The 26,524-nt window shown below is 69.8% G+C and carries 26 protein-coding genes; 11 read left to right on the plus strand and 15 right to left on the minus strand.

What is annotated here, in order from left to right:
• Nucleotides 1–6: 6 nt before the first annotated feature.
• The gene (locus ACFYML_RS20200; RefSeq protein WP_387422078.1) at nt 7–378 is read right to left on the minus strand and encodes a DinB family protein; all 372 of its coding nucleotides are present in this window, start codon (nt 376–378) and stop codon (nt 7–9) included.
• Nucleotides 379–753: 375 nt separating this feature from the next.
• On the opposite strand from ACFYML_RS20200, the gene ACFYML_RS20205 reads away from it, so the two are divergent.
• Entirely contained in the window at nt 754–1,587 is an 834-nt protein-coding gene (locus tag ACFYML_RS20205) for an alpha/beta fold hydrolase (protein ID WP_387422079.1), read from the plus strand.
• 160 nt (nt 1,588–1,747) lie between these two features.
• On the opposite strand, the gene ACFYML_RS20210 is transcribed toward ACFYML_RS20205, so the two are convergent.
• Nucleotides 1,748–2,524: a Stf0 family sulfotransferase gene (locus ACFYML_RS20210; protein WP_387422080.1), complete on the minus strand. Its 777-nt coding sequence runs from the start codon at nt 2,522–2,524 to the stop codon at nt 1,748–1,750.
• A 56-nt stretch (nt 2,525–2,580) separates the two neighbouring features.
• Nucleotides 2,581–3,687 (minus strand): GNAT family N-acetyltransferase, encoded by a 1,107-nt coding sequence (locus ACFYML_RS20215; protein WP_387422081.1) that lies wholly within the window; start codon nt 3,685–3,687, stop codon nt 2,581–2,583.
• Nucleotides 3,688–3,840: 153 nt separating this feature from the next.
• Between ACFYML_RS20215 and ACFYML_RS20220 the strand changes: the two genes are divergently transcribed.
• From ACFYML_RS20220 to ACFYML_RS20230, 3 genes are read left to right on the plus strand one after another with little or no spacing between them, the layout of a single operon-like run.
• On the plus strand, nt 3,841–4,257 hold the full coding sequence (locus tag ACFYML_RS20220; RefSeq protein ID WP_387422082.1) for a GntR family transcriptional regulator: 417 nt from the start codon (nt 3,841–3,843) through the stop codon (nt 4,255–4,257).
• 10 nt (nt 4,258–4,267) lie between these two features.
• A complete protein-coding gene (locus ACFYML_RS20225; protein ID WP_387422083.1) occupies nt 4,268–5,158 on the plus strand; it encodes an ABC transporter ATP-binding protein in 891 nt (296 codons plus the stop codon).
• The gene (locus tag ACFYML_RS20230) at nt 5,155–6,144 is read left to right on the plus strand and encodes a transporter (RefSeq protein ID WP_387422084.1); all 990 of its coding nucleotides are present in this window, start codon (nt 5,155–5,157) and stop codon (nt 6,142–6,144) included. The genes ACFYML_RS20225 and ACFYML_RS20230 overlap by 4 nt, the downstream gene beginning before the upstream one ends.
• An 86-nt stretch (nt 6,145–6,230) precedes the next feature.
• Here the strand turns inward: ACFYML_RS20230 and ACFYML_RS20235 are convergent, their stop codons facing one another.
• On the minus strand, nt 6,231–7,373 hold the full coding sequence (locus ACFYML_RS20235) for a YncE family protein (protein ID WP_387422085.1): 1,143 nt from the start codon (nt 7,371–7,373) through the stop codon (nt 6,231–6,233).
• A gap of 203 nt (nt 7,374–7,576) precedes the next feature.
• Between ACFYML_RS20235 and ACFYML_RS20240 the strand changes: the two genes are divergently transcribed.
• Together ACFYML_RS20240 and ACFYML_RS20245 are read left to right on the plus strand one after the other, a co-directional pair.
• Nucleotides 7,577–8,137: an RNA polymerase sigma factor gene (locus tag ACFYML_RS20240; RefSeq protein WP_387422086.1), complete on the plus strand. Its 561-nt coding sequence runs from the start codon at nt 7,577–7,579 to the stop codon at nt 8,135–8,137.
• On the plus strand, nt 8,130–8,849 hold the full coding sequence (locus ACFYML_RS20245; RefSeq protein WP_387422087.1) for a hypothetical protein: 720 nt from the start codon (nt 8,130–8,132) through the stop codon (nt 8,847–8,849). The genes ACFYML_RS20240 and ACFYML_RS20245 overlap by 8 nt, the downstream gene beginning before the upstream one ends.
• A 369-nt stretch (nt 8,850–9,218) precedes the next feature.
• Here the strand turns inward: ACFYML_RS20245 and ACFYML_RS20250 are convergent, their stop codons facing one another.
• Together ACFYML_RS20250 and ACFYML_RS20255 are read right to left on the minus strand one after the other, a co-directional pair.
• Nucleotides 9,219–9,455: a hypothetical protein gene (locus ACFYML_RS20250; protein WP_387279749.1), complete on the minus strand. Its 237-nt coding sequence runs from the start codon at nt 9,453–9,455 to the stop codon at nt 9,219–9,221.
• Nucleotides 9,456–10,053: 598 nt separating this feature from the next.
• Nucleotides 10,054–10,497 (minus strand): hypothetical protein, encoded by a 444-nt coding sequence (locus ACFYML_RS20255; RefSeq protein WP_387422088.1) that lies wholly within the window; start codon nt 10,495–10,497, stop codon nt 10,054–10,056.
• A 288-nt stretch (nt 10,498–10,785) separates the two neighbouring features.
• Here ACFYML_RS20255 and ACFYML_RS20260 point away from each other — a divergent pair, with 288 nt between their 5' ends.
• Complete coding sequence (locus ACFYML_RS20260; protein ID WP_387422090.1) at nt 10,786–13,167, plus strand: hypothetical protein; 2,382 nt, start codon at nt 10,786–10,788, stop codon at nt 13,165–13,167.
• On the opposite strand, the gene ACFYML_RS20265 is transcribed toward ACFYML_RS20260, so the two are convergent.
• Both ACFYML_RS20265 and ACFYML_RS20270 read right to left on the minus strand, forming a co-directional pair.
• Nucleotides 13,120–14,112, minus strand: coding sequence for a helix-turn-helix domain-containing protein (locus ACFYML_RS20265; RefSeq protein WP_387422091.1), 993 nt, complete (start codon nt 14,110–14,112; stop codon nt 13,120–13,122). The two genes, ACFYML_RS20260 and ACFYML_RS20265, sit on opposite strands and share 48 nt — an antisense overlap.
• 62 nt (nt 14,113–14,174) lie before the next feature.
• Nucleotides 14,175–15,131, minus strand: coding sequence for a LysR family transcriptional regulator (locus tag ACFYML_RS20270; protein ID WP_387422092.1), 957 nt, complete (start codon nt 15,129–15,131; stop codon nt 14,175–14,177).
• Between the two features lie 122 nt (nt 15,132–15,253).
• Between ACFYML_RS20270 and ACFYML_RS20275 the strand changes: the two genes are divergently transcribed.
• Nucleotides 15,254–16,501: an MFS transporter gene (locus ACFYML_RS20275; RefSeq protein WP_387422093.1), complete on the plus strand. Its 1,248-nt coding sequence runs from the start codon at nt 15,254–15,256 to the stop codon at nt 16,499–16,501.
• 527 nt (nt 16,502–17,028) lie between these two features.
• Here ACFYML_RS20275 and ACFYML_RS20280 read toward each other — a convergent pair.
• Together ACFYML_RS20280 and ACFYML_RS20285 are read right to left on the minus strand one after the other, a co-directional pair.
• A complete protein-coding gene (locus tag ACFYML_RS20280) occupies nt 17,029–17,187 on the minus strand; it encodes a hypothetical protein (RefSeq protein ID WP_387422094.1) in 159 nt (52 codons plus the stop codon).
• Nucleotides 17,188–17,252: 65 nt separating this feature from the next.
• Nucleotides 17,253–17,558 (minus strand): hypothetical protein, encoded by a 306-nt coding sequence (locus tag ACFYML_RS20285; RefSeq protein WP_387279767.1) that lies wholly within the window; start codon nt 17,556–17,558, stop codon nt 17,253–17,255.
• Between the two features lie 150 nt (nt 17,559–17,708).
• On the opposite strand from ACFYML_RS20285, the gene ACFYML_RS20290 reads away from it, so the two are divergent.
• From ACFYML_RS20290 to ACFYML_RS20300, 3 genes are read left to right on the plus strand one after another with little or no spacing between them, the layout of a single operon-like run.
• A complete protein-coding gene (locus ACFYML_RS20290) occupies nt 17,709–18,653 on the plus strand; it encodes an ATP-binding cassette domain-containing protein (protein WP_387422137.1) in 945 nt (314 codons plus the stop codon).
• The gene (locus ACFYML_RS20295; RefSeq protein WP_387422095.1) at nt 18,653–19,393 is read left to right on the plus strand and encodes an ABC transporter permease; all 741 of its coding nucleotides are present in this window, start codon (nt 18,653–18,655) and stop codon (nt 19,391–19,393) included. Before ACFYML_RS20290 ends, ACFYML_RS20295 begins: the two co-directional genes overlap by 1 nt.
• Nucleotides 19,360–20,310 (plus strand): DUF4097 domain-containing protein, encoded by a 951-nt coding sequence (locus tag ACFYML_RS20300; RefSeq protein ID WP_387422096.1) that lies wholly within the window; start codon nt 19,360–19,362, stop codon nt 20,308–20,310. The genes ACFYML_RS20295 and ACFYML_RS20300 overlap by 34 nt, the downstream gene beginning before the upstream one ends.
• On the opposite strand, the gene ACFYML_RS20305 is transcribed toward ACFYML_RS20300, so the two are convergent.
• From ACFYML_RS20305 to ACFYML_RS20325, 5 genes are all read right to left on the minus strand, one after another.
• Nucleotides 20,280–23,414 (minus strand): BTAD domain-containing putative transcriptional regulator, encoded by a 3,135-nt coding sequence (locus ACFYML_RS20305; protein WP_387422138.1) that lies wholly within the window; start codon nt 23,412–23,414, stop codon nt 20,280–20,282. The two genes, ACFYML_RS20300 and ACFYML_RS20305, sit on opposite strands and share 31 nt — an antisense overlap.
• A 187-nt stretch (nt 23,415–23,601) precedes the next feature.
• Complete coding sequence (locus ACFYML_RS20310; protein ID WP_387422097.1) at nt 23,602–23,916, minus strand: hypothetical protein; 315 nt, start codon at nt 23,914–23,916, stop codon at nt 23,602–23,604.
• 442 nt (nt 23,917–24,358) lie between these two features.
• The gene (locus tag ACFYML_RS20315; RefSeq protein WP_387422098.1) at nt 24,359–24,682 is read right to left on the minus strand and encodes a hypothetical protein; all 324 of its coding nucleotides are present in this window, start codon (nt 24,680–24,682) and stop codon (nt 24,359–24,361) included.
• Between the two features lie 193 nt (nt 24,683–24,875).
• Nucleotides 24,876–25,640: a phosphotransferase family protein gene (locus tag ACFYML_RS20320; protein WP_387422099.1), complete on the minus strand. Its 765-nt coding sequence runs from the start codon at nt 25,638–25,640 to the stop codon at nt 24,876–24,878.
• Nucleotides 25,641–25,821: 181 nt separating this feature from the next.
• A complete protein-coding gene (locus ACFYML_RS20325; RefSeq protein WP_387422100.1) occupies nt 25,822–26,430 on the minus strand; it encodes a class I SAM-dependent methyltransferase in 609 nt (202 codons plus the stop codon).
• Nucleotides 26,431–26,524: the final 94 nt, after the last annotated feature.

Consider the following 26,524-nt stretch of genomic DNA (forward strand, 5'->3'; position numbering starts at 1 on the left):
AGCGGCTCAGCCCTGGCCGGCGGCCTGGGCCCGGGCGGCCCGGCGGATGTCGAGCAGGTGGTGTTCGCCCTCGTGGATCGTGTGCTGGCCGAGCCAGAGCAGCGTCCGGGCCTGCGGCTGCGGCCAGGGGTAGCCGCCCGTGCGGGCCAGCTCCGACGGACCGAGCACGCCGAACCGGGCGGCCAGGTCGTCGGCCGCCGCAGCCAACTCGTCGAGCACCACCGCCGGGTCCTGCTCGTTGTACGCGTCGGCGACAGCGCGCTCGTCCCGCCCCATCGGCGTGAACTCCGGCGCCTCGACGGTGAGCCAGCGCCAGTCGCTCACCCTGGACGCGGAGCACGTCCGCACGTGGCAGGTGTACTCCAGCGGCGACCACACCCCCCGGGGCGGGCCGCCGGCGCAGGTCCGGCACCTCGCTCAGCGCGGCCGCGTACCGCGCTCGCCACTCGCGCAGCAGTCCCGGCAGCTCCGGGGCGGCCACGCTCGCGTAGACGAATGTGCACTCGTCGCACCGATCCACCGGCCCAGCGTAACGGCGTCTCCCGCCACGCAGTGGGGTGCGAGCGTGCGGGGAACGTCCGGCCAGCGCGCCATCGGCAAATGGCGGACGGCGCCGCCTTCCCCCCATGCCCGGCGGCGCGTGCGTAAGGTGAGGTGACCGCCTGCGCCGGAAGCGTGTCGACCGGCCCTTCCGAGCTTGCCGGGCGGACGGACATCCGCACCGCACCCAGTAGTCAGGACGGAAGGATCACCGTGACCGCCACCGAATGGACCACCGAGGCCAAGGGCGCCGGCCAGTACGCGGAAGTGAACGGCATCAACCTCTACTACGAGACGCACGGGTCCGGGCGACCGCTGATCCTGCTGCACGGCGGTCTGGGGTCGGGCGAGATGTTCGGAGCCGCCCTGCCCGTGCTGGCCGCGCGCCATCAGGTCATCACCGTCGACCTGCAGGGGCACGGGCGGACCGCCGACATCGACCGGCCCATCGACATCTGGTTCATGGCCGACGACATCGCGGCGCTCATCGACCACCTCGGGCTGGACAAGCCGGACCTGGTCGGCTACTCGCTCGGCGGTGGGGTGGCGTTGCGTGCCGCAGCCCGGTACCCGGGCAAGGTGGGCCGGATCGTCGCCGCCTCGGCGCACATCCGGTCCGACGCGATCTACCCGGAGATGCGGGCACAGCAGGGACAGGTGAGCGCCGCCGCCGCTGAGTTCATGAAGGACACGCCGATGTACCAGCTCTACCAGCGGGTGGCGCCGCGCCCCGAGGACTTCCCCCGGCTACTGGACAAGATCGGCGAGGCCATGGCGCAGGACTTCGACCTCACCGAGGACGTCCGCGGCCTCCAGGTGCCGACGATGATCGTCGCCGCCGATGCCGACATGGCGCCGCCGAGCCACTACGTCGAGGTCTTCAAGCTGCTCGACGGCGGTCTGCGCGACGGCGGGTGGATGGGGGAAGGCCGGCCGAAGGGCGGGCACGCTCTCGCGATCCTGCCCGGTCTGACCCACTACAACATCTTCAGCTCGCCGTTGTTCGCCGAGGCTGCCCTCGCCTTCCTCGACGATCAGCAACGCTGAGGGAGGAAAGGCGCGGCCGCGAGGTCGGGCGCCACCGCGTTGTCGATGTGAGCGAGCGCCCTCACGATCGGGTGGTGTTGGCCCGCTCGCCCGCCGGGGCGCGGCGGTGGGCGGGCACCACCATCGGTCGCCGTCCGGCCGCGCATCGCGGACCAGCAGGTCAGCGTTCCGCCACCGCCGCGCGGTACCGCTTGATCCACTGTCGGTTCAGGTCGTCGGCCTGCCGGTGATGCTGGGCAGTGATGGAGCGTCCGGCCTCCGGAAGGTCGAGGCCGAGAAAGCCGAGGATGCCGCGTGTGATGGCGACCATGTCCCGGTCCAGGTCCTCGTAGCGCACGACGTGCGGTCGGATTCCCCACGAGGCGAACCACGCTTCCCAGGCCGCGTTGTGCTGCCGGATCACGGTGAGGTAGTGCGTGATCCCGTCCGCGTCGAAGTGGGGTGGGGCGCCGGTGCCGGTGTTGCCGCTGATCTCTCCGTTCCCGCCCTTGAACCAGGTGCCGGTCTGCTCGGCGCGTAGCCAGGACACCGCCTGTGCCAGGACGTCATCCCGTCGTAGGAAGACGAAACGGGTGCGGCCGAATGCCCGGTCGAGCAGCGTGACCGGGCTGGCGTGAAGGCCGGGATACGCCGCTGCGAGCTTGTCGACCAGTTCGTCCAGCGTCCCCCACATGAGTTTCGCGCCGAACACGCCGTTGTCCGTCCGACCCGCGGCGAGCGCGGCCCGCACGTAGTCCGCGTAGTCGAAGCGGCCCTCCGCGGTGCGGGGAATCCCCCACCGGTCGGCCCACAGCAGCTCGTCGGGCGAGCGGAAGTAGGCCTGGGGGTGACCGGCGACGCCCGTGGACGCGAGCAACCCCAGCAGAAGGGAGCTGCCGGTGCGAGGGGTCGCGCACACGAAGTACGAGTCGACACCGTCGGCGCGGTCCGTGAGCATGACCGTAGGCAACCGCACTGCCCGCCAACCGGCAACTGAATTGCGTACCAGCGGTGTCAGGTGCCGTCAGGTGCGAGCTTCTTCTCGAACCAGTGGTGGGCGTAGTGCTCCGTGTTGTAGGGCTCGATCTCACGGTAGCCGGCGGCGCGGTAGAGCGCGATCGCCTCGGTGAGGTTGCGATTGGTGTCGAGCCGGACGGCGGTCCAGCCGCGCTCGGCGGCATAGCGTTCCAGTTCGCCCAGTATCCGCCGGCCGAGCCCGAGCCCACGCACCGCGTCGGAGACCCAGACACGCTTGATCTCGGCGGGTGCGTCGCGATGGAGTTTCACCGCGCCGCAGCCGACGGGCTCGTCGTTGAGCGTGGCGAGCAGGAACACGCCGGCGGGTGGGACGAGCGCATCGTCGTGGACGGGGTTGCTCAGGGCCGGGTCGAAGCCGTCGTCGAACCGTCGCGCGACCTCTCGGGCGTAGGCCCGCACGCACGCCCGGGCGCGCGGGTCGCTCGGCGGGCATGGTGCGATGGCCACCATCGACGCGACGAGCAGCCGCTCGACCTCGGCCATCGCTGCGACGAGTCGCTGGCGGCGGTGCGCGGTGAGCGGCTCGAGGATGGTCCAGGCGAGCTCGTCGGAGCGTTTGTCGAGCTCTGTCCACTCGGCCTGGCCGGTCTCGGTGAGTGCGGCGGACCGTACCCGCCCGTCGCCGCCGATCTGGTCGGCCGGCCCCACGGTCACGAGCCCGTCGCCCTCGAGGGTGCGCAGGAGTCGGCTCAGGTAGCCCGAGTCCAGGCCGAGCCGCGCGCGCAGCGCGGCGACCTCGGTGCCGTCGGGGCCGATCTCCCACAGCAGGCGCGCCTGCGCGAGGGGACGTCCGCGGGCCATGTACTCGTCGTCGAGCGCCCCCACCCGCTGGGTCACCGTCCGGTTGAACCGCCGTACGGCGGCGATGAGCTCCGCATCCATATACCTGACCTTAGTCAGGTATCTCCGGCGTCGCCAACCTGAACCGTCAGACCTCGGGGAACTCGTCGACCATCGGGACCAGCGATGCCGCCGCTGGCGGCGTCGGCCGGTGGTGGCGGGCAGCGTGGCGTAGCCGCGCAGCACCAGGTCGGCGAGCAGCTCCGTGTCGGTCAGCCGGGCACCGGCAGTGTTGTCGTGCACGGCGACGAGCGCGCTGGGCAGGTCCTCCTGCGGGGCACGCCGGCGCTCCTCGCGAGCCGCGACACGCGGGCGCCGCGCTTGACAGCGGCTGATTTCGCGATGATGCTGCCCACTAGTCCTACTGTCGTAGGACAATAGAGAGGATCGTCTCGAGTGATCGAGTTCGTGCTGGACAGTCGGTCGAAGGTGAACACCTACCTGCAGCTGGTGCAGCAGGTGAAACAGGCGCTCCGGGTCGGCCTGCTGGCCCCGGGCGACCAGTTGCCGAAGGTGCGTGACGTCGCGCAGTCGTTGGCGATCAACCCGAACACGGTGCTCAAGGCGTACCGCGAACTGGAGATCGAGGGTCTGGTCGCCGGGCGGCCGGGGGTCGGCACGTTCGTCGAGCGGAGCCTGGCGGGCGCGTCCCTGCCCAACCAGGCGGAGCTGCGCGAGGACCTGGTGGCCTGGCTGCGCCGGGCACAGGCGGCCGGGCTCACGCCCGAGGACGTCATCGCCCTGGTGGAGACCACCCTGCGGGCCGCCCTCGCCAACGACACACCACAGAAGGAACCCGCGCGAGCGGAATGAGAGGACAGCGATGGACGTGGCTCTGGAGGCCGACCAGCTCGGCAAGAGGTACGGGAGCACCTGGGCGCTGCGGGACTGTTCGCTGCAGCTACCGACCGGGCGAATCGCCGCCCTGGTCGGCCCGAACGGGGCGGGCAAGAGCACCCTGCTGCACCTGGCCGTGGGCCTGCTCCGGCCGAACGCCGGGACGGTGCGGGTGTTCGGCGAATCGCCGTACGACAACACGAAGGTCCTGGCCGACATCGGGTTCGTCGCCCAGGACACCCCGCTGTACCGGGACTTCAGCGCGGCGGAACTGGTCACCGCCGGTGGGAAGCTGAACCGGCGGTGGGATGCGGCGCTGGCCCGCAACCGGCTGGCCCAGTTGGGCATCCCGCCCGACCGGCCGGTCGGCAAACTCTCCGGCGGGCAACGCGCCCAGGTGGCCCTCGCGCTCGCGTTGGCCAAGCGGCCCCGGCTGCTGCTGCTCGACGAGCCGGTCGCCAGCCTGGACCCGCTGGCCCGGCGGGAGTTCCTCCAGTCGCTGATGGGCAGCGTCGCCGACGCCGGCACCACCGTGCTGCTCCCCTCGCACCTGTTGGCGGACCTGGAGCGGGTCTGCGACTACCTGATCGTGCTGCACGGCGCCCGCGTGCAACTCGCCGGCGCGGCTGACGACCTGGTGGCCGGGCATCGGCAACTCGTCGGCCCCCGCCACGACGGCGCCCCGATCGGCGGCGTCGCGGCGGTCGTCCGGGCCAGCCACACCGACCGGCAGTCCACCCTGCTGGTCCGCACCGACGGGCCGATCAACGATCCCTCCTGGACGGTCCGGGACGTCGGCCTGGAGGACGTCATCCTCGCCTACCTGGCCGACGGCGATCCGGCTGCGAGCCACACCGAATGGGGGGTGCCGGCATGATCTGGCTGGCCTGGCGACAACACCGCAGACAAGCACTGTTCACCCTCCTCGGGTTCGCGGCGCTCGCCGCCCTGATGATCCCCATCGGCCTGTCGATGCGGCACACGTTCACCGACTTCGGGCTGCCGGACTGTGTCCGCCAGCTGGCCGACGCCGACGTCGCCCGGACGACCCGGGACTCCTGCGATGCGGCGTTCCGCCGCTTCGCCACCCGGTACGGCAGTTTGAACCTGGTGGCCGTCCTGCTGCTCGTCCTGCCGATGCTGGTCGGCCTGTTCTGGGGCGCCCCACTGGTCGCCCGCGAGGTGGAGCACGGCACCCACCGGTTCGCCTGGACCCAGGGGGTGGGTCGCACGCACTGGGCGCTGGTGAAGTTCGGTCTGGTCGGCGTGGCCACGGTCGTCCTCGCGGCCTGCTACGGACTGGGCATGTCATGGTGGGTCAGCCCGCTGACCCAGGCCGCGCACGAGGGTCGGATGGGCGTCATGGTCTTCGACCTGCAGGGGATCGTGCCGATCGGCTACACCCTCTTCGCCGTGGCGCTCGGCATCTTCGCCGGCACCGTGTGGCGCAAGATGCTGCCTGCCATGGGCGTCACCCTCGTCGGGTTCGTCGGCGTACGGGCGGCGGCGGCGATCCTGGCCAGGCCGCACTACCAGCCCGCCCGTACCCTCACCTTCCCGATCGAAGGGACGGCGGGGCCGAGGATCAGCCGGGGCGACTGGATCCTCGCCAGCGGCATCCGGGACGCCGACGGCAAGATGGTGCTGGCCGACTCCCAGATCGTCTGCCCGCCCGGCACGAAGGGACCGGATGGCAGGGCCTGCGGCGCCGAACTGGGACTCGGGCCGGGCGCCTACAACTGGCAGCTCTACCAGCCGGCCGACCGGTTCTGGCTGTTCCAGAGCATCGAGACGGGCATCTTCGTGGCCCTCGCTGTGGTCCTGCTCTATCTCGCCATCCGCATGATCCGCCGGATCGCCTGAGGCGCATCAGCGGTGATCGCCGGTCCCTGCGGGGTCCGGCGATCACGCGCGTCGGCGGGTGCCGGCCCTGACCGGCCATCGGTGGATCAGCCGCGTCCGGCCAGACCCCGGACAGCGACCAGCCCAGGCACCGCGACGCGGCCGAGCTCGTTGCCGGTGACGGGATCGTGCCAGCTCACGGCCCCGGTCTGGCCCACGTAGAGACGCTTGCCGTCGGGGCTCAGCACGAGGCCGGTGACCGGCTCGCGGACCGACCAGTCGGTGGCGGGGCGCAGTTGCTGGAGATCCACCCGCCGCACCACCGTGCCGGCGCCGAGGAACAGGCTCTCGCTGTCCGCGGCGGCGTGCCCGGTGCCGCTGCCGCTGGCCACGGTGGCCGTGCGGCGTACCGTCAGCTCCTCGGTGGAGATCTCCGCGACGGTGCCGGACGTGACGTCGGCGACGAAGAGCCGACCGCCTTGGGCGCTGATCGCCATGGCGTGGCCGCTCGCCGGCGCCTCCCCGAACGGGTGCGGCAGGTCCACGCAGTACGCCCACCGCTCGGTGAGGTTCAGCGTGTGGACGAACGCGTGTGCGTTGCCCGGCCGCCCGCTGACCAGGTCACGGGTGTGCTGGTGGCCGGGCTGGTGCGTGTAGAGGGTGTAGAGGGTTTGGCGGTCCGGCGCGAGCACGGCCTGGCGCCCGTCGCCGCGCATCTCCTCCTCGGCGCCGGGCGGGATCGCCGCCTTGTCCCGGGTGGTGAGCGGGCCGGGAGCCTTGGTGGCGAGATCGACGACGCGGACCCGGTACCGGTCGGGCGCCGCCGCCGGGAGCCACTCGAGGACGAAGAGTCCGGCTTGATCCCCGGTGAACGTCTCCGGCACGAAGTTGCCCCGTAGTTCAAGCTGGTGCCGCACCCCGGTGACGTCGGCGACCAGCACCGGCGTCATGTCCCGGCCGTCCGGGCGTCCCAGCGCCGCATTCACCGCATCCGAGGTGAGCGCCACCAGCGCGCCGTTCGCCGAGACAGCCTGCGGCAGCCAGCGCCCGGGCAGCCTGACCCGGTCCGACGTGCGGCCGGTGGCAGTGTCGATCCGCCAGAAGGCGGTGTCGGCGCCGTCGGGCGCGGTGGCGTAGATCGCTGACCCGTCGGCGGTGGCGACGGAGCGCGGGATCGACAGCCGGTCGGGGCCTCGGAGCACGCCGAGCGCGTCGTCCAGTTCGACAAGCAGGGCGTCGGGAAGCGACACGGCGGGCGCTGTGTTCCGCACCGGATCGCAGCCGACGAGCGTGGCGGCGCCGGTGCCGGCAAGGAGGGCCAGAACGGTGCGACGCGAGATCCTTGTCGTTGCCATCATGCCCGGATGACACCGGCGGAACCGCCGCAGTTCCACCCGGAGCGGGGATGGAACCCGCCCGGCGTGAGCGGTGTCATGAAGGGTGATCGGGGAGGTTGTCACTGGACGACGGAGAGCTTGTCACCCGCGCTCGGGCTGGTGACCTGGAGGCGTACGAACTCCTGGTCGCCCGGCACACCGCGTCCGCGCATCGGACGGCGGTGCTGCTCGGCGCCGGCCCAGACGCCGAGGACGTCATCCAGGAGGCGTTCGTGAAGGGATACCGCAGTCTCGCCCGCTATCGGGGAGAGTCTTCCTTCCGTTCCTGGCTCCTGGCGATCGTCGCCAACGAGACGCGGAACCTGCACCGGTCCCGCGGCCGGCGGGACGGGCTCGTCCTGCGGGCGGCCGAGGCGAACCAGGGATCGGAGGTCGCCGAGGACAGCGCGGTCGGCGCCGTCCTCGCCGGCGAACGCCGCGCCATGCTGGTGCAGGCCCTGCGCCGGCTGCCGGTGAAGGACCGCGAGGTGATCGTCTGCCGGTTCTTCCTCGACCTCAGCGAGGACGAGACGGTGACGATGCTGGGCTGGCCCAGGGGCACCGTGAAGTCGCGGACCTCCCGGGCCCTGGCCAAGCTCCGCGGCCTGCTCAGCGTCGAGGAGGTCCACCATGGATGACCTCGAACGGGAGCTGCGCGACCTGTCCGCCTGGCTGGACACCCCCGAACCGCCCGACGTGACCGCCCGGGTACGCGCCCGCCTCGCCGCACCCGCGCCGCGACGGCACCGGTGGCGCTACTACCTCGCCGCGGCGCTCGCCGCCATGCTCGTCGCCCTGCTCCCGCCCGGGCGGGCCGCCCTCGCCGACGCCGTGACGGGGCTGCTGCGCTTCGCGGGCATCACCATCGCCACATCGCCCGCACCGACCCTGCCCACCGGCGAACCGTCGCCGCTGCCCTCGCAGCGACCCGCCGCCCTGCACGAGGCGCAGCGGCTGGTGCACTTCCCGATCCGCCTGCCGGCGAAGCTGGGTTCACCGGAGCAGGTGCTGGTCGCCGACCCCGACCGGACCGGCGCGTACCGGGTGGCCACCCTGCTCTATCGCGGCGGCACGCTGCGGATCGATGCCTTCGACGGTCGTCTCGACCCGGCGTTCCACAAGCTGGCCATGGGGCCGGGCGTCGAGTTGATCGAGGTCGATGCCGGGTACGCCATCTGGGTCGCTGGCCCGCACGCGCTGACCTACGTGGATCGCACCGGCACGGCCCGGGAGGAGACCGCGCGGCTCGCCGCGTCGACCCTGATCTGGGAAGAGGCCGGGGTGAGCTACCGACTCGAAGGTGACCTCGCCAAGCCCGACGCGATCGAGATCGCCAACTCGCTGCGGTAGGGGACACGTGTCGGCTCGGCGCCTCCTCGGCGGCGTTGCGCACTGCACTACAGGTGTGGACACGCTGGTGTTCGTGTCCAGCGACGGTGAGGCGGCGCGCGTGCTTGGCCTCCGACCGGCGAGGATGGCACTGCATTGCGCAGCGTCGAAAGCCGACGCGTCGTCGCACCGTTGGTTCCCCGTGTTGGCCGGTGTGTCGGGCGTCGGGCACAACGTGCGGGGTTGCGGTGCGGGCAGTTGGTACGACGGCGTGCAGTCGGCCCTCAACGCCGCGAGGTCCGGGGTGAGTATGCCTCTCCTGATAGATGTTGCAGGAGCAAATGAGGCCGGGCGCCCGTGAAGGCTAAATGCCCACCACGATGTGGACGGCTACTGGCGGAGTGCCCGGGCGATCAGCCTGCCGATGACCAAGTACACCAGCGCGGCGAGTCCGTAGTTGAGAACGAGCCCAACTTTGGCGTCGTTCGGCGTGAACACGTCCCCGAATCCCAGTACGAACGCCTTGGCGAGCACGTAGACGAATTGAACGAAGCTGTTGCTCTGGTTGGCCCCCGCCAAGGAAAAGAGAACGTGCAAGGCGAAGATGAGAGCGACGCTGCTGGTCACGCCGACCGTGACGCGGGCGACGATGGTAGCGGTATCGGTCTGATTCCGTTGTCGTGGCGCTGGCGCCGGCGGGGCCGGGTAGGGCTGTGATGGGTAAGCAGGTGGCGTGTACGGCGTCGGGGGTTGGGGGTAGGGCGTCGATGGTTGGGGAATGGGTGGCGCGGGGTGGGGGTACGGCGCCGGGGGTTGGTTGCGCGGCGTGGGGTGGGGGTAGTGCGCCGTGGGTGCCAGGCCGTCGCCGTGGTGTACGTCCACGTACGCGATCCGCTGTGTCGGTGGGGGGTCGGGCACCGTGGGTTGGGTGGGGAACCGGTGGTGTTGGTCGTCGGGGTCGTAGTTGCTGTACGACATGGATGGGCAGTCTAACTGTCGGTCGGGAGTCGGCAAAACCTCTCTATCCGATTAATCGGATCTCTCTACATCGTGTCTCTTGTTCACCACAATGCGTGAGTGTCCACTGCGCCCCACCTCGATGTCTGACACATCACGGCGACTGTCAGTGACTGCCGTGGTGAAGGTTGAGGTGGACCGCCGGCCGGGTTGGTGCTCACCCGGCGAGGACGTGATGCGTGTGGCCGCGATTCAGGCCGGATGCGGGCTACTTCCGGGAGGCGAAGACCACGATGGCGAGGACCCAACCGACGAACAGTCCGTAGATCCCACCAGCGGCGGCCCAGCCGAAGGCGCCGCGCAGGCTGGCATCCACCTGGATGAACGCGGCCAGGAGGCCGGCGGACGCCGCAGCGAAAACGTAGGCTCCCCAGCTCGAGAAGAACAGCCTCGCGCTGCGCGATGACGCTGCCGCAACCATGAGCGACACGAAGACGCCGGTCAGCACGATGAGCAGGATTGCCTTGATGTCGTTGGCGAGGATGGTCCGCACCGAATCATCCGAGCTGAACGACCAGGTCGGCCATGCCAACTGCTTGAGAAAGAATCCCCACGCGTCGTTCGAGGTGTGGTTCTTCGCCCAGTCGGTGTAGGCCGGGTTGCCGAATGCGATCACCAGGATCAGGGCGGCGAGTACTGCGGTGCCCGTCACGGTACGGACCCGCCCGGCTGCAGTGGTAGTCATACGCACAGTGTGAGGCGTGACGCCTGAGCAAAGCAATCCACGAGGATAAATGGCCACCCCTCAGGGAGCCAGGATGACCGCCAACACCAGCCCGTCCGTCGCCAACTGTCCGTGAACACTCCGGACCGGTTGGTTGAGCCGGGCCAGCCGATGGCGGGCGGTCGCCATTTCTGGTAGCCGCCAGCGATCATGCTGTCCGCCGCCGGTACGGCTCGACTATGAAAGGGGGACGCATCTCTGATCACTGGGAGTCCCATGACCATGCCACTCTCGGCCCTGCACCGGGCGAGCGCCGCCTCCGTCACCTCGCTCGCCGTCGTGGTCGGCCTGCTCACCGCGGCGCCGTGGTCCACGGCGAACGCGGCGGCCCCCGCCGATGGCCTCGCCCCGGCGCCGGCCGCGCGGGTTGTCTCCGTGGGCGGCGGAGCCGAGGTCGCCCTGACGCCGCTCGGAGACACCGGCGCCACCTCGCTCGCCGCGCTGCCCGGCCCCGACGGTGTGACTCCTGGCCTTGTTGTCGCGACGAACAAGACAGGCACGACCGTGCAGACGACCGATGCCGCCAGCACGCCGACCGTCATCGAGGGCCACGCCGCACCGCTGGCCGCCAGCGCTGCCGGCACCGTGCCGCTGCGCTTCTCCGCGGTGGGCCGGGACGGCCGGGCCGCCCAGGCCTACATCACGGTGTTCGACCTTGAGCACGGCGCGGCGTGGACCCGGCAGTTGGTCACCGACCCGGCTCCGGGCAACGAGTGCTCCGAGGTCACCTTCGCCCGGACCACCTGCGTGCTCGTACCGCCGGGCGAGTACTCGGTGATGGCGTTCGTCACCACTCTGCCCGCCGAGAAGCCGACCATCGGAAGCAGCCGCACGGTCCAGAACATCTCGCTCGTGGGCGAGCCGGAGACGACGGTGAGCGGAGAGCGAACCTTCGCGTTCGACGCCCGCGATGCCCGGCAGCTCACGATCAGGACCCCGGGGCGCAGCACCAAGGTGCCGCCGCAGGGTGCCATGCTCATCGGCTACGACCGCACCGCCGCGGACGGGTCCGCAGTCCACCTGGACATGCGCCCGGCATACCTCCTCGACCAGCACTTCTACCTCCAGCCGACACCGCAGGTGTCCATCGGGACGTTCCAGGCGCGCACCCGGGTCCGGCTGGAGGCGCCCGACATCACCCTGTCCGCGCCGACCGCGCCGGCCCTGCACCCCGAGTACGTCGACCGGACCTGGTTCTCCGACGTCGCTTCGGACTTCCCGGTCGTCGACGGCCGGTCCCGCCTCCCCGTGGTGGACGTCGGCCACGCCACGGTGGCCGAACTCGCCGGCCAGCAGCTGCACGGCGCGCTGGCGCTGGTCACGCACTCCGCCGACATGTCGATCGCCGAACAGTCCAACAATGCGGCCGCACACGGTGCGGGCGTGGTCGTGATCCGCAACCAAGGCCCCGGTGACATCAGCGATCCGGGCGGCACCGGAGTAAAGCTGCGGGTGCCGACGATCCGGCTGAACCGGGCGGAGGGCCTCGCGCTCTCCCGACTCCCTGAGGGAGCCAGGGTGACCGTCGAGGGAGAGCCCGCCAGCCCCTATGTCTACGACCTCTACGTGAAGGTGAAGGACCGGATCCCCGAGGATCCCACTTACGTCGCCCTCCCCGAGCAGCTCGCCACTCAGGTGCGTCAGGTGTACGGGCAGCCGACGCTTCCCTCGACATTCTCCGAGGCGGCGTACCCGTGGCAGCCCGGCAACTCGTTCGTCGTCTCGACGACGTTCCCCTTCGAGGGCGGGCCGCGTACGCGCGCCGAGTATCGCATCCCCGACCCGGACACGGCATGGAGCTACGCGGTGTTCGCTCCGGAGTCCGCTTACAACACGATGTTCCCCAAGGCGCCGGTGCTGCCGATGAGCCTGAGCATGCCCGGGCGCCAGGCGTACTCGGACCGCGAACAGGACCAGCTGCCCTTCGGCCGGGCGCCGATCACGGCGGCCCCGAATCCCGCTCGGCCCGTCCAGCGCTCCGGTGATCAGCTGCGCGTGGCCATCGACGGCTTCATCGACGCGGACGGAAACCACGGAACGGAGTACACCCACCCGAGTGGGGTGCGCACGCATCTCGAGATCAGGGCCGACGGCGCCCTGGTCGGGGAGACGGACAACCTCCCCTCCGGCACGGTCCGGCTTCCGGGCGGCGAGTCTCGCGTCTCGATCTCGTTCACCGCGGACAACCCGCAGGCGTGGAACGAGCTGTCGACACACACCGACACCGCCTGGAGCTTCCCGTCCACGACGACCGCCGCAGATGCGGCGGAGACCCAGCCGCTGCTGCTGCCCGACTACGACGTCGGCGTCGACCTGCACAACCGGGTCCGGGCCGACCGCCAGGGCCGAGTGGCGTTCGACCTGCGGCTGCGGCGCCCTGACGGCGTACCGTCCACGCTGGGCGGCGAGCCGAGCCTCGACGCGTCGTACGACGACGGTGCGACCTGGCGGCCGGCAGTCGTCACCCGCGGTACGGAGGGCTGGCGCGTCGAGCTGCCGGCGGGCAGCGGCCTGGTGTCGCTGCGGCTACACGCGGAGGACACCGGCGGCTCAGTGGTCGACCAGACGATCGTCCGGGCCTTCGACGTCGGGCACTGAGCTCTCGAGCCAACCGAGCCGGACCGCCTGCACGCCCGCCTGGAAGCGCGTGCGGACGTGCAGGTGGTCCATCAGCTCGGCGATCCGGCGGCTGAGCGTGCGGGTGCTGGTGCCCAGCCGGCGGGCAACCGCGTCGTCCTTCGCCCCGGATGCGAGCAGCGCGGCGAGCTGGCGATCGCTGAACCCGCCCTCCTCTGCCGGAGCGACGATCGGCGTCGCCTGCGCCCAGAGCAGCTCGAAGAGCTGGACCAGTGCGTCGAGGAGGGCGGAAGGTCGGATGCAGACCGCCACATCGGCGCTCTGCACGCCGACCGGCAGGATCGCCAGCCGGCGGTCGCCTATCGCCAGCTTCATCGGGAGGCCGGCGTGCACCCGGGACTGCTCACCCACGCCGGCTGCGTCCTGGACCTCCTCGAGCGCACCCGGCAGCTCCAGCGCCTCTGGGGCGTAGATGCCGCGCACCCGCACCTTCGCGCGCAGGAGCCGGCGGACCGAGTTGTCCGACCGCCGGGGATCGGCGACGTATGGCGGGCGATCGAGCACCATGAGCTCGTGCCGGGTGGTGCTGAGCAGCTGCTCGAACCGGGCAGCGATCGCTGCCCGGCCGACCAGCACCTCGACGATCTCCTCCGGGCGGTACCGCTCCTCGGCGGGCATCTCGGCGAGCAGGGTGCGCGCGGCGAGCTGCGTGCGGGCCAGCTCCTCGCGGCGTCGGTCGACCAGCGCGTCAACCGCGACGTCGGGACGCGCCGCGCGCATCCTGGCGGGCTGGCCGGGCAGCCGGTGCACCAGGCCCAGCTCCTCGAGTCTGGTCAGCGAGCTGCCCACCTCGGCCGCACCACGACCAAGTGCCGCGGCGAGGTCGCGCTGAGACGCCTCCGGGCGGGACAGAAGTTCGCGGTAGACCATCTCGTCCTCGGGGCGGACACCGATCGGCTCGAGCACCCGCCCATCTTGCCCCGGCCGGCCGGGCGGCCACCCAGGCACCCGTCTGCTGGTGGCGAGGTCTACGCGCGCCCGGGGCGACAACGGCGTGGTGTCGTCGCCCAGGACGGGAGCCAGACCGTCTCGGGGAGCGGTGCCAGGCTTGCGAAGTGGTTGATGATCGCCCGAAGTCCCGGGTGCGGATTCGTTCTGGGGAACATGAGGGAGAGCGGGTAGGCGAGCGTCGGGTTCACGATCGGGATGCGGCGTAGGTCGTAGTTCGTCGGCCAGATGTACCGGTCGCGCGCGCCGACGAGGGTGGCCACGTCGGCGGAGTCCGCGAGGGCGTCGAGGAGTACCTCGTTACCGAAGTTCGGGCCCGCCGCGTCGATGCGGAGGTCGAAGGCGGTGGCGAGCTGATCGTAGAACTCCGCCCATTCGCTTCGAGGCACGATACCCGGCACCCAGATCCGAAGCTTGCGCAGCTGGGGTGGTGTCACTGTGCGCGCGGAGGCAAGCGGATGCCTGGGGCCGACGAGGAGTTCCAGCGGGGACTCGAAGGCGTGGATCATCTGCACGTCGCGCGGCAGCGTGGCCGGATCGGTGACGGTGCGGAACGAGGCGTCGACATCGCCTGCCTGGACGGCGGCGGCCGCCACATGAGGGTCGTTGACCCTGAGGGTCACCACGTCGAGGTCGGTTCCGGGATGCGACCGCCAATAGTCGTGCAGAACGACGGCCTGCGCGCTTCGCAGGCCTAGAACGTCGATCCGAAGGGCCCGCGAGCCCGGCCTGACCGCGGTGACGGCGCGATCAACACCCGCGACGATACTCCGTGCGTGTGGGAGGAATGCCTGGCCGTCGAGCGTCAGTTCGACCCCTCGGGCGGTACGGGTGAACAGGCGGACCTCCAGCTCGCGCTCCAGGGCGGCGACCCGCTTCGAGACCGCCTGCTGAGTCACGCCCAGCTCGTCGGCCGCGTGTTGCAACTGCCCGAGCTCGGCCGCGCGGACGAACGATCGCACTGCCTCGGTATCCATCGGCCCAGCTTATGCCCGCCCAACTGATCGTTGTGGCTCGCCGAACGGCGGTTGTTTGATCCCGCCCTCGTGTGGCCGATGGGATTCAGGGACCCAAACATCGGTTGTTGCGGGGGAGTCATGTGCGCGTGAACCTGGGGTCGAGTTTCGGCTGGCTCTGGTCGGCCTACGCGGTCAGCACGTACGGCACGTGGATCGCCTTCGGAGCGTTCCCGCTCATCTCGGTTCGAGTGCTGCACTCGTCGGCATCCGCGGTTTCGCTGCTGGAGGCAGCCGGGCTTGCCGTCGCGGCGATCATTGCGGTCCCGCTCGGGCCGTGGGTCGAGCGTCGGTCCAAGCGCCCGGTGATGATCGCGATGGACCTGGCGCGGTTCCTCGCGATGGCGAGTGTTCCGCTCGCGTACTTCTTCGGCGTGCTGTCCTACGGCCAGTTGCTGGCCGTCTCGGTCATCTCCGGAACCGCAGCCATCGCCTTCACCGCCGCCTCCGGCGCGTACCTGAAACACCTCGTCCGCAGTGACCATCTCCTTACCGCGAACGGGAGATTCGAGGGCACGAGTTGGGTGGCGACCGCGGCCGGACCGCCCCTCGGCGGCGCGCTCGTCGGGCTGCTCGGCCCGGTCATCACCATCATGGTCGACGCCCTCAGCTACCTGCTGTCCGCGCTCGGGGTCCTCCGCATCTGCGGCGGCGACGTCGCGGCACCCCGTGACCCGGCCACCGCGTTGTGCGGAGCCGACCTTCTTGGTGGCTGGCGGTTCATCCTCCACGACCGCGCACTACGGTGCCTGTTCCTCAACTCGATCCTGGTCGGCGGCCTGATCATGGCCACCGTCCCGCTGCTGGCCGTCCTGCTGCTGGGCGAATACCACTTTCCGGCCTGGCAATACGGTCTCGCCTTCGGCATCCCGGCACTCGGCGGCTTCGTGGGCGCCCGCCTCTCCGCACGCCTCGTGAAGCGTTACGGCCGGCACCGGGTCATGACCGTCTCCGGGTGGCTGCGATCGCTCTTCCCGCTCGGTCTCGCGTTCGTCCATCCCGGCATCACCGGACTCCTCACCGTGATCATCGTCGAGGCCCTGCTGATCACATGCATGGGCATCTTCAACCCGATTTACGCCACCGAACGCCTGCGACGGACTCCCGCGGATCACGCCGCCCGAGTCCTCAGCGCATGGAGTGTCAGCAGCAAACTCGTGCAGGCCACCCTCATGGTGATCTGGGGCATCCTCGCCACACTCACCAGCCCCCGCGCCGCGATCACCATTTCCGGCGTTCTCCTGCTCGCCACCCCACTCCTGCTGCCCAAACGGGCACACTTGTGCTACCTCGAACCCGTCTTGTCGGCCGAAGACGTCCCGGCCGCATGACTCACCGCAGGGCCCCGTTCACCTCGGAAGGGCGCCGCAGGCTCATCGAGCGCGCCAGGACCTGGGTGACCTCACTCCAGATCCTGATCGGGCGCGAGAATGCGGTCCGCCAAATCTGCTGTATCAACAGTGCCATCGGGGTCAACGCTGATGGGAGTAGCTCGACCATCAGATTGGATAAGCCAGGCAAGTACCGCCTCAGTTAGCGGCGTGCCGTCGTACCCGTCGTTCCAGTGGGCGCGCCATCCACCCCCAGGTATGACGCCCACAACACGCTCGCCACGTTCCAGGTGGGAGAAGTCCGGCCAGTCGGTGACGGGGCGGAGCGCACCACGTTGAGGATCCACGACAAGCGCCACCCCAGTAGTCGGATCCCACGCCTCCACTGGTCGCATGCGTCCGCTCTCGCTCTCCGTCCCGCTGAAGATCGCCGTCCAACCAGTCGCACTGAAGTACCGCATTGATCAAGTCTCGCACTAACCGGTGGGACTATTTCGCTAGCGGTGTAGCGGGTTCTACCGCCGCCGTCACTCCGCCTTGAGTCGATAGCAGGCCAATGCGGTGAGCGCGCCGTCCAAGGCGGCCTCAAGCGGCGCGATCGAGGTCGTGCCCCCCGGCGGCCCGCTCCACGCGGTCAGCTGATGCACGACCACCTCCGGCTCGGCCTTGGTCACGGCATCGGCCACCGAGTCGGGGTCCAGCTGCTCGGACGTTCGCGGCGCCCATCTGAGGAGTCCGGGTGGTGCGTGCTCTAGCGCGGAGCGCGGCGGTCTGCGACGGCGTACGAGGCGGCTGCGGTGAGCGCCGAGACGGCCAGCACGGCGGGCCAGGCACCGATGCGCTTGGCCAGCGGGTGCGACAGGCCGAACGCCCCGATGTAGGCCGCGACCAGGCCTGCGGTCACGGCCGGGCTGGTCCGCCGGGCCCACTCGCGTCCCGCCAGCACACCGCCGGCCGCAAGGACCACGCCGCCGAGGGGACGGTTACCGGTCCGGCGGGCGAGCTGCCATCCGCCGATAAGGGAGCCCGCGGTGGTCGCTGCGGTTGGGAGGCGCATTCCACGACCGTACCCGCCGCCGACGGTGTGCGCCTGAGATCAGGCGACGAGCAGCAACGCGCCGACGGCGGCGACGAGCGGCCGATCATGTCAGCTGCCGTGTCAGGGGCGTGTCAGGTGGGTGGCAGGGCCGGCGCCGATGGTGGTCGCATGACGAGTTCAGCGATTGCGGCTTCAGGGCTGCGGAAGGCGTACAAGGACAAGATCGTTCTTGACGGCATCGACCTCGATGTTGCCGCGGGCACGATCTTCTCCCTGCTCGGCCCGAACGGGGCGGGCAAGACGACGACGGTCAACGTGCTGACCACGTTGATGAAGGCCGACGGTGGCACGGTACGCGTTGCCGGACATGACGTGGCGACGGAGACCAAGGCCGTCCGCGCGGCCATCGGGGTCACCGGTCAGTTCGCCGCGGTGGACGATCTCCTGACCGGCCAGGAGAACCTCCAGTTGATGGCGGATCTCAAGGGTCTGCGCTCGGGCGAGAGCAAGCGGGTGGTCGCCGACCTGCTGGAGCGGTTCGACCTGACGGAGTCGGCGCAGAAGATGGCGGCCACCTATTCCGGGGGTATGCGCCGGAAGCTGGATCTGGCGATGACCCTGGTCGGCAAGCCCAGGATCATTTTCCTCGACGAGCCGACGACGGGTTTGGATCCGCGCAGCCGTCGGACGATGTGGGACATCATCCGTCAACTGGTGGCCGAGGGCGTCACCATCTTCCTGACCACCCAGTACCTGGAGGAAGCCGATCGGCTCGCCGACCGGATCGCGGTGCTCGATCAGGGCAAGCTGGTCGCCCAGGGCACTCCCGCCGAGCTCAAGCGCCAGATCCCCGGCAGTCATGTCCGGCTCCGGTTCGCGGGCGACCTCGAACTCGCCTCCGCGGTGCGGGTCCTGACCGACTCCGCGCGGGACGCCGAGGACGATCTGGTCCTGCGGGTTCCCAGCGACGGTGGGGCGAAATCGGTTCGCGCCCTGTTGGCGCAACTCGACGCACATTCGATCGAGGTCGAGGAATTCTCGGTGCACACGCCGGACCTCGATGACGTCTTCCTTGCCCTGACCGGCCGTACTCGCGCGAAGGTGAACGCATAATGAGCAACGCGACGACCATGCTGGGTCGCAACTTCAAGCACACGCTCCGGAACCCGGTCGCGGTGTTCAACGCCGTCCTGTTCCCGATCGTGATCCTGTTGATGTTCGTATACGTCATCGGCGGCGCTTTCGACATCGGCGGCAACTACATCGACTACGCGACGCCGGGCATGGTCGTGTTGACGATCTGCTACGGGTTGAGCGCGACCGCGTTGGCCGTCAACTCCGACATGACGAAGGGAATCATCAATCGGTTCAAGGTGATGGATATCTCCCGCAGTGCCGTACTGAGCGCTCATGTCGCCGCCAGCATGCTCCGCAGTCTGATCGCCATCGCGGCCATCATCGCAGTGGCGTACGCCGTGGGATTCCGACCGGCGGCGAGTTTCCTCGAATGGCTCGGCGCGATCGGCCTCATCGTGCTGGTCTCCTTCGCGACCAGCTGGATCACCGTCGCCCTGGGACTGGCCGCGAAAACCCCGGAATCGGCGGGCCTGATCTCCGTACCGCTGGTCATGCTGCCGTTCCTGAGCAGTGCGATCGTGCCGGCCGGAACCATGGGCGCGGGGGTGCGGCAGTTCGCGGAGTACCAGCCCTTCACCCCGATCATCGAGGCACTGCGCGGGCTGCTGACCGGTGAACCTGCTGGAAGCAAGGTGACCATCGCCGTCGTCTGGTGCGTCGGGATCGCCCTGGTCGGATATGTGTGGTCGCTGTCCACCTTCAAGAAGCGGGCCTGACCAACCGGGGCGGGCACACCAACAGATCACGTACCAAGCAAGAGGGAGAAGTTGTCATGCCTACCTTCGCCACCCCCGGGCCCATCGCCGTCACCGTGGAAGTCGCCGGTGCTCAGGTGCGGGTCACCGCGAGCGACCGCACCGACACCGCGGTGCTGGTCGAACCCATCAACGAGGCGAGCCGGTCCGACGTCAAGGTGGCCGAGAAGACCAAGGTCGAATGCGCCGGCGGTCAACTCTCGGTCAAGACGACCGTCCCCGGGCACAAGAACGGGTCGGTCGCCATCACGATCGAGCTGCCCACCGGCTCCAGTCTCGCCGCCTACCTGGCGCACTCCGACGTTCGTGCCGGCGGCTCGTTCGGCGGGTGCGAGCTGCACGTGGCATCGGGCCGGGTCCAGGTGGACCGCATCGACACGCTGCAGGCGAACATCGCGTCCGGTGAGGTCGCGATCGGCCACATCGCCGGGCGCGCCGACATCGAGGGCGGAGCGTTCGCGATGCGGATCGGAGAGGTCGAGGGCGCGGTGCGGCTCTCGAACTCCGGCGGGCAGGCCTGGATCGGCCACGCCTCGGCCGACCTCGATCTCAGCAGCGCCAGCTGCGACTTCGACATCGACCGCGCCGACGGCAGCATCGCCGCCATGACAGCCAGCGGCGCCATCCGGATCGGCCGGATGACACACGGTCAGGCGAAGCTGACGAACGGCTCGGGAAACATCGAGGTCGGCATCAGCGAGGGCACCGCCGCCTACCTCGACGTCAACAGCGAGCGAGGATCGGTGCGCGACGCCGTTTCCGCGCCGGGAAACCCTGGCTCGGCGAACAACAAGGTCTCGGTCCACGCCCGCACGCGGCACGGCGACATCGTCATTCGACGCGCAGGTCAGAAGGCGAGCGTGGTCTCGACCAGCTGAGCCAAGCTCGCCTGCGTACCCTCCTGCGACACCTCGGCGAACCGTGCTTCGCCGAGGTGTCGCCGTACGTCCCGCTCGATCCTGGCCGCATCCGGGTGGGCGAGATCCGGCACGCCACGTGCGCCGACGCTGGCCGCGAGCAGTCGCGCCGCCTGCTCGTACTGGTTGTGCCGGAGTGCGAGGTCCGCGACACCGACGAGGGTCTGGGCGATCATGGGAGCGTGTCCCGCCTCGGAAGCCGCCTGCCAGGCCGCCACGCGGTGGGAACGAGCCTCCCGAAGATCGTCGACCAGGTAGCCGAGCATGTCATGGATGCCCGCGCGGATGTCCGCTGTCTCCGCCTCGTCGCCGAGCAGGGCGGTCGCGACCCCGAGTTGGTGGCGTGCCTCCGCGGCGTTACCGACCCAACGCGCGAGATCGGCCTTGGCGAGCGCCAGCTCGACCAGCGCATGCGGCCAGGTAACCCCTTCGGCGCACCGCTCCGCCTCGGCGATGGCGGCCGCGCTGGCGTCCCGATCGCCGTGCAGCCAGTACAGCAGTGCCTGTTGGGTCCGCAGCCGGATGACATCTTCGACGGCGCCGACCTCGGTGACGAGCGTGACCGCCTGTTCGTATTGCGCACACGCACCGGTGAACTCACCGCGCAGGGCGAGTTGGCCCGCCAACTCGGACAGGGCGATGGACATGCCGAACCTTTCGCCGAGCGCGCGGAACTCAGCGAGCGCAAGTGCCAGGTTGGCCTCCGCATCCCGGCCGCCCTGACCGAGCATGATCCGCATCTTGCCGAGCTGGAACCGGGCCAGGGCGCGTACCCAGGGGTCGTCGTTGTCCAGCACCGACTCGAACGCGGTCACCGCGGCGTCCGGCTCCTGCAGCAGGCGTTCCAGGGCGTCGACCAGTCCCAGCAGCGGGTTGCGGTGCTGGCTCTGCTGGCTGAACCGGTACGCCTTGTGGATCCATTCCGCGCCCAGGTGTTCGTCGCCCCGCCCGGAGGTCACGAAGAGCACCACGATCCCGTACGCCATGGCCCGGACGTCATCGGTCACGTCGCCGGGGATGTTGGTGGCCGCGAGCATCAGCTCGAGGCCTTCGGCCCGGCGCCCGCCGAGCCACCAGTACCAGCCGGCGGCGGCCGCGAGCCGCATCGCCGCCTGTGCGTCACCGGCCGCGACCGCCGCCCGCATCGCGGCGCTGATGTTGTCGTGTTCGGCCTCGAGCGTGGCGAGCCAGGCCAACTGCTCGGCGCGGCGCAGATGCGGCTCTGCGGTCTCGGTGAGGTCGGTGAAGTAGGCGAGGTGCGCCCGGCGGGCCAGGTCCGATTCGCCTGCTTCGGCGAGCCGGTCCGCGGCGTACTCCTTGATCGTGCTGATCATCCGATAGCGCGGGGCGGCGTCCCCCTCGGTGACCAGCAGCGACTTCTCGGCCAGCGACGTGAGCAACTCCAGCACCTGATCCTGCTCGACGTCATCGCCGGCGCAGATCCACTCGGCCGCGTCCAGGCTCGCCCCGCCGGAGAACACCGACAGCCGGCGCAGGACCGTCCGCTCGGCCTCGGTGAGCAACTCCCAGCTCCAGTCGACCACCGCGCGCAGCGTCTTGTGCCGCGGCAAGGCGGTACGGCTCCCGCTGGTCAGCAGGCGGAACCGGTCATCGAGCCGGTTGGCGAGCTGATCGATGGTCATGGTGCGCAACCGGGCGGCGGCCAGTTCGATCGCCAGCGGCATCCCGTCCAGCGCCCGGCAGACGCGCACCATCGTCGACAAGGTGTGCTCGTCGACTCCAAGGTCCTTGCGCACCGCGCCGGCCCGGTCCCGCAGCAAACGGACGGCCGGGGAGGACGCGGTCTCGGCAAGGCCGGCGTCGGTTGGCACGGCCAGCGGCTCGACCAGCCACAGCGCCTCACCGGTGATGCCGAGCGGTTCCCTGCTCGTCGCCAGGATCCGCAGCCGTCGGCATTGCCCGAGCACCCGATCGGCGAACCTCGCCGCCGCCTCGATCACATGCTCACAGTTGTCCAGGATCAGCAGCGCCTCCCGCTCGCGGATCGCGGCAATGAGCCCGTCCGCCAGGTCCGCGCTCGGACCCGCGCCGAGCAGAGCATCCCGCAGCCCGAGCGCGGTGAGCGCCGCCTGCGCGACGTCACCGTCGGCGCCGATGGCGGCAAGTTCCACCAACCAGACTCCGTCCGGCAGGTCACCGATCAGCGTGCGTGCGGTTTCCGTGGCCAGCCTGGTCTTGCCGGAACCGCCCGGCCCGATCAAGGTGATCAGACGATGCTCCGCGATGATCTCGCGGACGGCAGCGACATCAGCGTGCCGGCCGACGAAACTGGTGAGCTCGGCACGCACGTTGGTCTTCCGGTGCTCCTCCCGCCGCCCCAGTTCGCCCCGCAGTAACGCGACGTGTAAGGCCGACAACTCCGGCGAGGGGTCGACGCCCAGCGCGTCGGAGAGCGCCTCCCTCGTACGTTCGTAGGCGAGCAGGGCCTCGGAGTCGCGGCCGGCTGCCACCAGGGCCCGCATCAGCGCAGCGACCAGCGGTTCCCGCAGCGGATGCGCGGCCACCGCGTCGGCCAGTTCCGCGACCACCTTCGCTCCGTGGCCCAGGCTGACCTCCGCTTCGAAGCGATCCTCCATCGCCGTCAGGCGCAGCCCCTCGAGCCGCGTCACCGCCGCGTCGAACGCCTCGCTGTCCCCCAACCCCACATCCTGCATAGCCGCACCGCGCCACAGGGCGAGGGCGTCGCGCAACAGCCGAACTCGCTGGAGGCCCTCCTCCTGGCGAGCCCGGCCGATGAGGCGTTCGAACCGAAGGGCGTCGACCGCGTCGGGGCCCACCATCAATCGGTAGCCGCCCGTCTGCCCCTCGATCACCCCGCCGGGCAGCGCCTTCCGTAGCCGGGAAGCCAAGCGTTGCAGGGCGTTCGCCGCATCGGCGGGCGGGTTATCACCCCAGATCCAGTCGATGAGCGTCGCCTTCGGCACGACGCGGCCTGGTTCGAGTGCCAGGGCGATCAACAGTGCGCGCAACCGGACGCCCGGCACGTCGGCCAGGATGCCTTCGTTCGTGCGAACTTCGAATGATCCAAGCATCCCGACCTGCACTCGCCGATTCTCCCACGGCGGCGTGCCCTTGCCGGACGCGCGGCCCGTCACCGGTGACGCCTCCAAGATCCGGGCCCGACCGGGTCGTTCAGGATGGCGACGGCGTCCCGCGTCGAGACCGCGCGGGAGCGGGTGACGGATCGGGGCGGCAAGTTGGAGGCGGAGCGGACCCGGTGCCGCGGTTCGGCTACCGCTTCACCAGGTTGCGCAGCGCGGCGAGCAGCGACCGGTCACTGACCTCGGCGTAGATCTTCTTGTCGGGACCGACCAGGACGACGTACGGGCAGGCCTGGTCGTCGCCGCCGATGGCCTTGTCGAGCAGCTTCCGGCCGGTCGCCACCTCGTACACCCGAAGGCGGTAGCTGGCCTTCAGCAGCGTCAACGTGTCCGGCTTCGGGTCGTCGTACTTGCACCGGCGGATCGTCGCGCCGGTGCTGACCCGGTCCAGGCAGGCGACCATCTGCACGTTCTTCGGATCCTCCGACGCCCAGGTCTGTTCCACCCGCTTCGACAGGCCCTCGTCGTAGTAGTAGCCGTTGTCCTGACGGCGACTGGCAGTTGCGTCCCCAACGGGATCATGGGCGGTCCGAACGGCTGGCCTGCTGTGGGTGGCACCTGCGGCGGTGGCGCGCCGTGGACCGGTGCCGGCTCGGGAGCCGCACCGCCCGGCAGCGGCGTGCATGCCGTTTCCGGACCGCGCACCCAGTCCGCCGTCGATCCTGAATCAGGTCCGGCCCCCGCGTCGGACATGTGCATCCCCTTGTCGATTCAAGCGAAGGGCGAATCTATCAAGATCCCGCCGGGTGGGGCCGGTGCAGGTTGACCCCGGGGGGAAACACGTCGCCGGACGTACGCTTCCGTCTCGGTGGCGGCTGCCCTGGTTGGTTGCCAGTTGGCGTCAGTTGGGATCAGGGAGACGTAGAAGCCGCTCACGGGCGTGATTCTCACCCGGTTGACTGGTTGAGCCCGTAGAGCTCGTTGAGGTCGAGCAGGTGGTGGCCGAGTACTGATGCTGTTCGGAGGTTGAGCACGAGCACCATGAACACGTTCGGGGTCTCGGACGCGATGAGGACGTGCTGATGCGTCCCGTCGGGCATCTGCCAGACGTTCGTTACCTCCTCGCGGCTGAAGTCGTGGCCGGCGAAGTGATCGTGGGGGATGGCGTCGAAGTAGGGCCAGAAGTCGAATGGAGGAGGCTCGTCGGCGTCGACTGGTGCTGGCGGTGTCCCGTACGTGGCCTTGAACTTGTCTGCCGTCAGTAGTCGCACCGGGCCATGGTGCCTGTTCTGTCGGGCGAGGTGCGAGGTGGGTGAAGGGTCCCCCCGCGATGTAGCGCCCAACCCAGGACGGCGCGCGACCAGCGGGCCGAGCATGTTGTCGCAGGTCACGCGTCGGCCCACCTAAGTTCCGCTTCAACGTCTGGCCTTCTGGCTGACCGACGTTTCGCGATCAGAGTGGTGTCTAAGAAGTGAGCCGTTGCTCAGCCGCGTTGAGCCGGCCGATCCATGCATGCGCCTCGGCGGACCCTTCCGCAGTGTCAGCGAAGCAGAGGAGCCCCTGTACGACGACGGCGGGTAGAACCGTCGTTAGGTGTTCGGCAGGTCCGTAGGCGGCGGTGACGGCGGCCCATTGGGAGGGGTCGACGGAGGAGAGCAGGAGCCAGCCAAGGTCGATGACTCCGGGGGCGGCGGAGACGTCTTCCCAGTCGAGAAGTGCCAACTCGCCGTTCGGGGCGGTGCGGGCGTTGCGTGCGGAGGCGTCGCCGTGTACGAGGGTGAGCGGGCCTGCCGAGGCGATGTCCTGCTCGACCTTCGGCACCCGTCCTACGAGCCGTTCAGCGAGCGTTCGTAGGTTAGCGGGCAGGTCAGGGCGTGCTGCCAGGGTCGGCATCGTCCGGTCGAACAGGTCGCCGACCAGGTCGGCGGCTGCACCTACCCGACGCAGCCACGGCCACCTCAGCGGAGCCTGCCCGGCCCAATGCTGATGCATGTGCGACAGCAGTTGGGCGTGTGCGATGGGGTCGGCTCCTGGTTGCCATGAGGAGAGGTCTTCGAGGACGAGTGTCGTGCCTTCCGGGGTGATCTCGGAGTGAAGGCAGGTGGGCACTCGGACGCCCACGGCCGGCGCGATCTCGCGATAGAAGCGCACCTCGGCACGGAACATGTCCAGGACCTCGGGAATCGAGCCTGGCTCTGGTATGCCGCGACGCTTCACAAACCCGTGCACGGCGCTCATGTTACGAGAACTGCCCGGAACAGGCTGACCGTGCGACATTCCGGTGACTACCGCTCCCAGGGCCGCCGCGAGAGGAGGCCGTCGACAGCAACGGTGACAGACGTCCGGCCCGGACGAGGACAGCCGCCATCGGCCGAGCGCGGTTCATAGCCGCAGGTCTACACGACCCAGCTCACCCTACGGTCGCGATTGCCGCGATGGCGGCATGTGGCCGATGAGTGCCTTCGCTGGGCCGCTGCAGACGCTCAACTTCCGTGAAGCCGGCTCGCGCCAGTCGTTCGGAGAACTCGTCAACGGGCCAGCGATAGGCGGTCACGACCTTGTGGTCGAAGGCGGCGACCTCGTCACCTACGAAGAGACCGAGCACTAACGTCCCGGCCGGGGCCATTACTCGCCGGAACTCAGCGAGCACGCCGTCGAGATCTTCCGGCGGCAGATGGATCAACGAGCCCCAGGCCAGGATGCCGGCGATGGAGTGGTTGGCGACGGCGAGATTTTCCATCGACCCGAGCTGGTACCTACCGTTCGGGTGGGCTGCCCGCGCATGGGCGATGAACTCGGGGACCATGTCGATTCCCGTTGCGTCAACGCCCAACGAGCGGAGGTAACCGGTGATATGGCCAGGCCCGCAGCCCAGATCAAGCACCGTGCCAGGTCGGCCCGCCAGGTGTCGCCCGATAAAGGCGAGGTCATCGGCGTGTACCTGCTGGCTTGTACCGAAGAGCTCGATGTAGAGCTCTGCGACGGACGCATATGCCCGCCGGACCTCCTCCATCTTCACCCCGTGACTATATGAGCTCTCGGATTGGCAGAGCAGGGCCGAGCGAGCGCTGGGTTGTTCCTCGCTCGGCCCAGCGCCTCTACATGCTTGCCGT

Origin of the sequence: Micromonospora sp. NPDC007230, from assembly GCF_042869115.1 — a bacterium.
Classification (GTDB): domain Bacteria; phylum Actinomycetota; class Actinomycetes; order Mycobacteriales; family Micromonosporaceae; genus Micromonospora.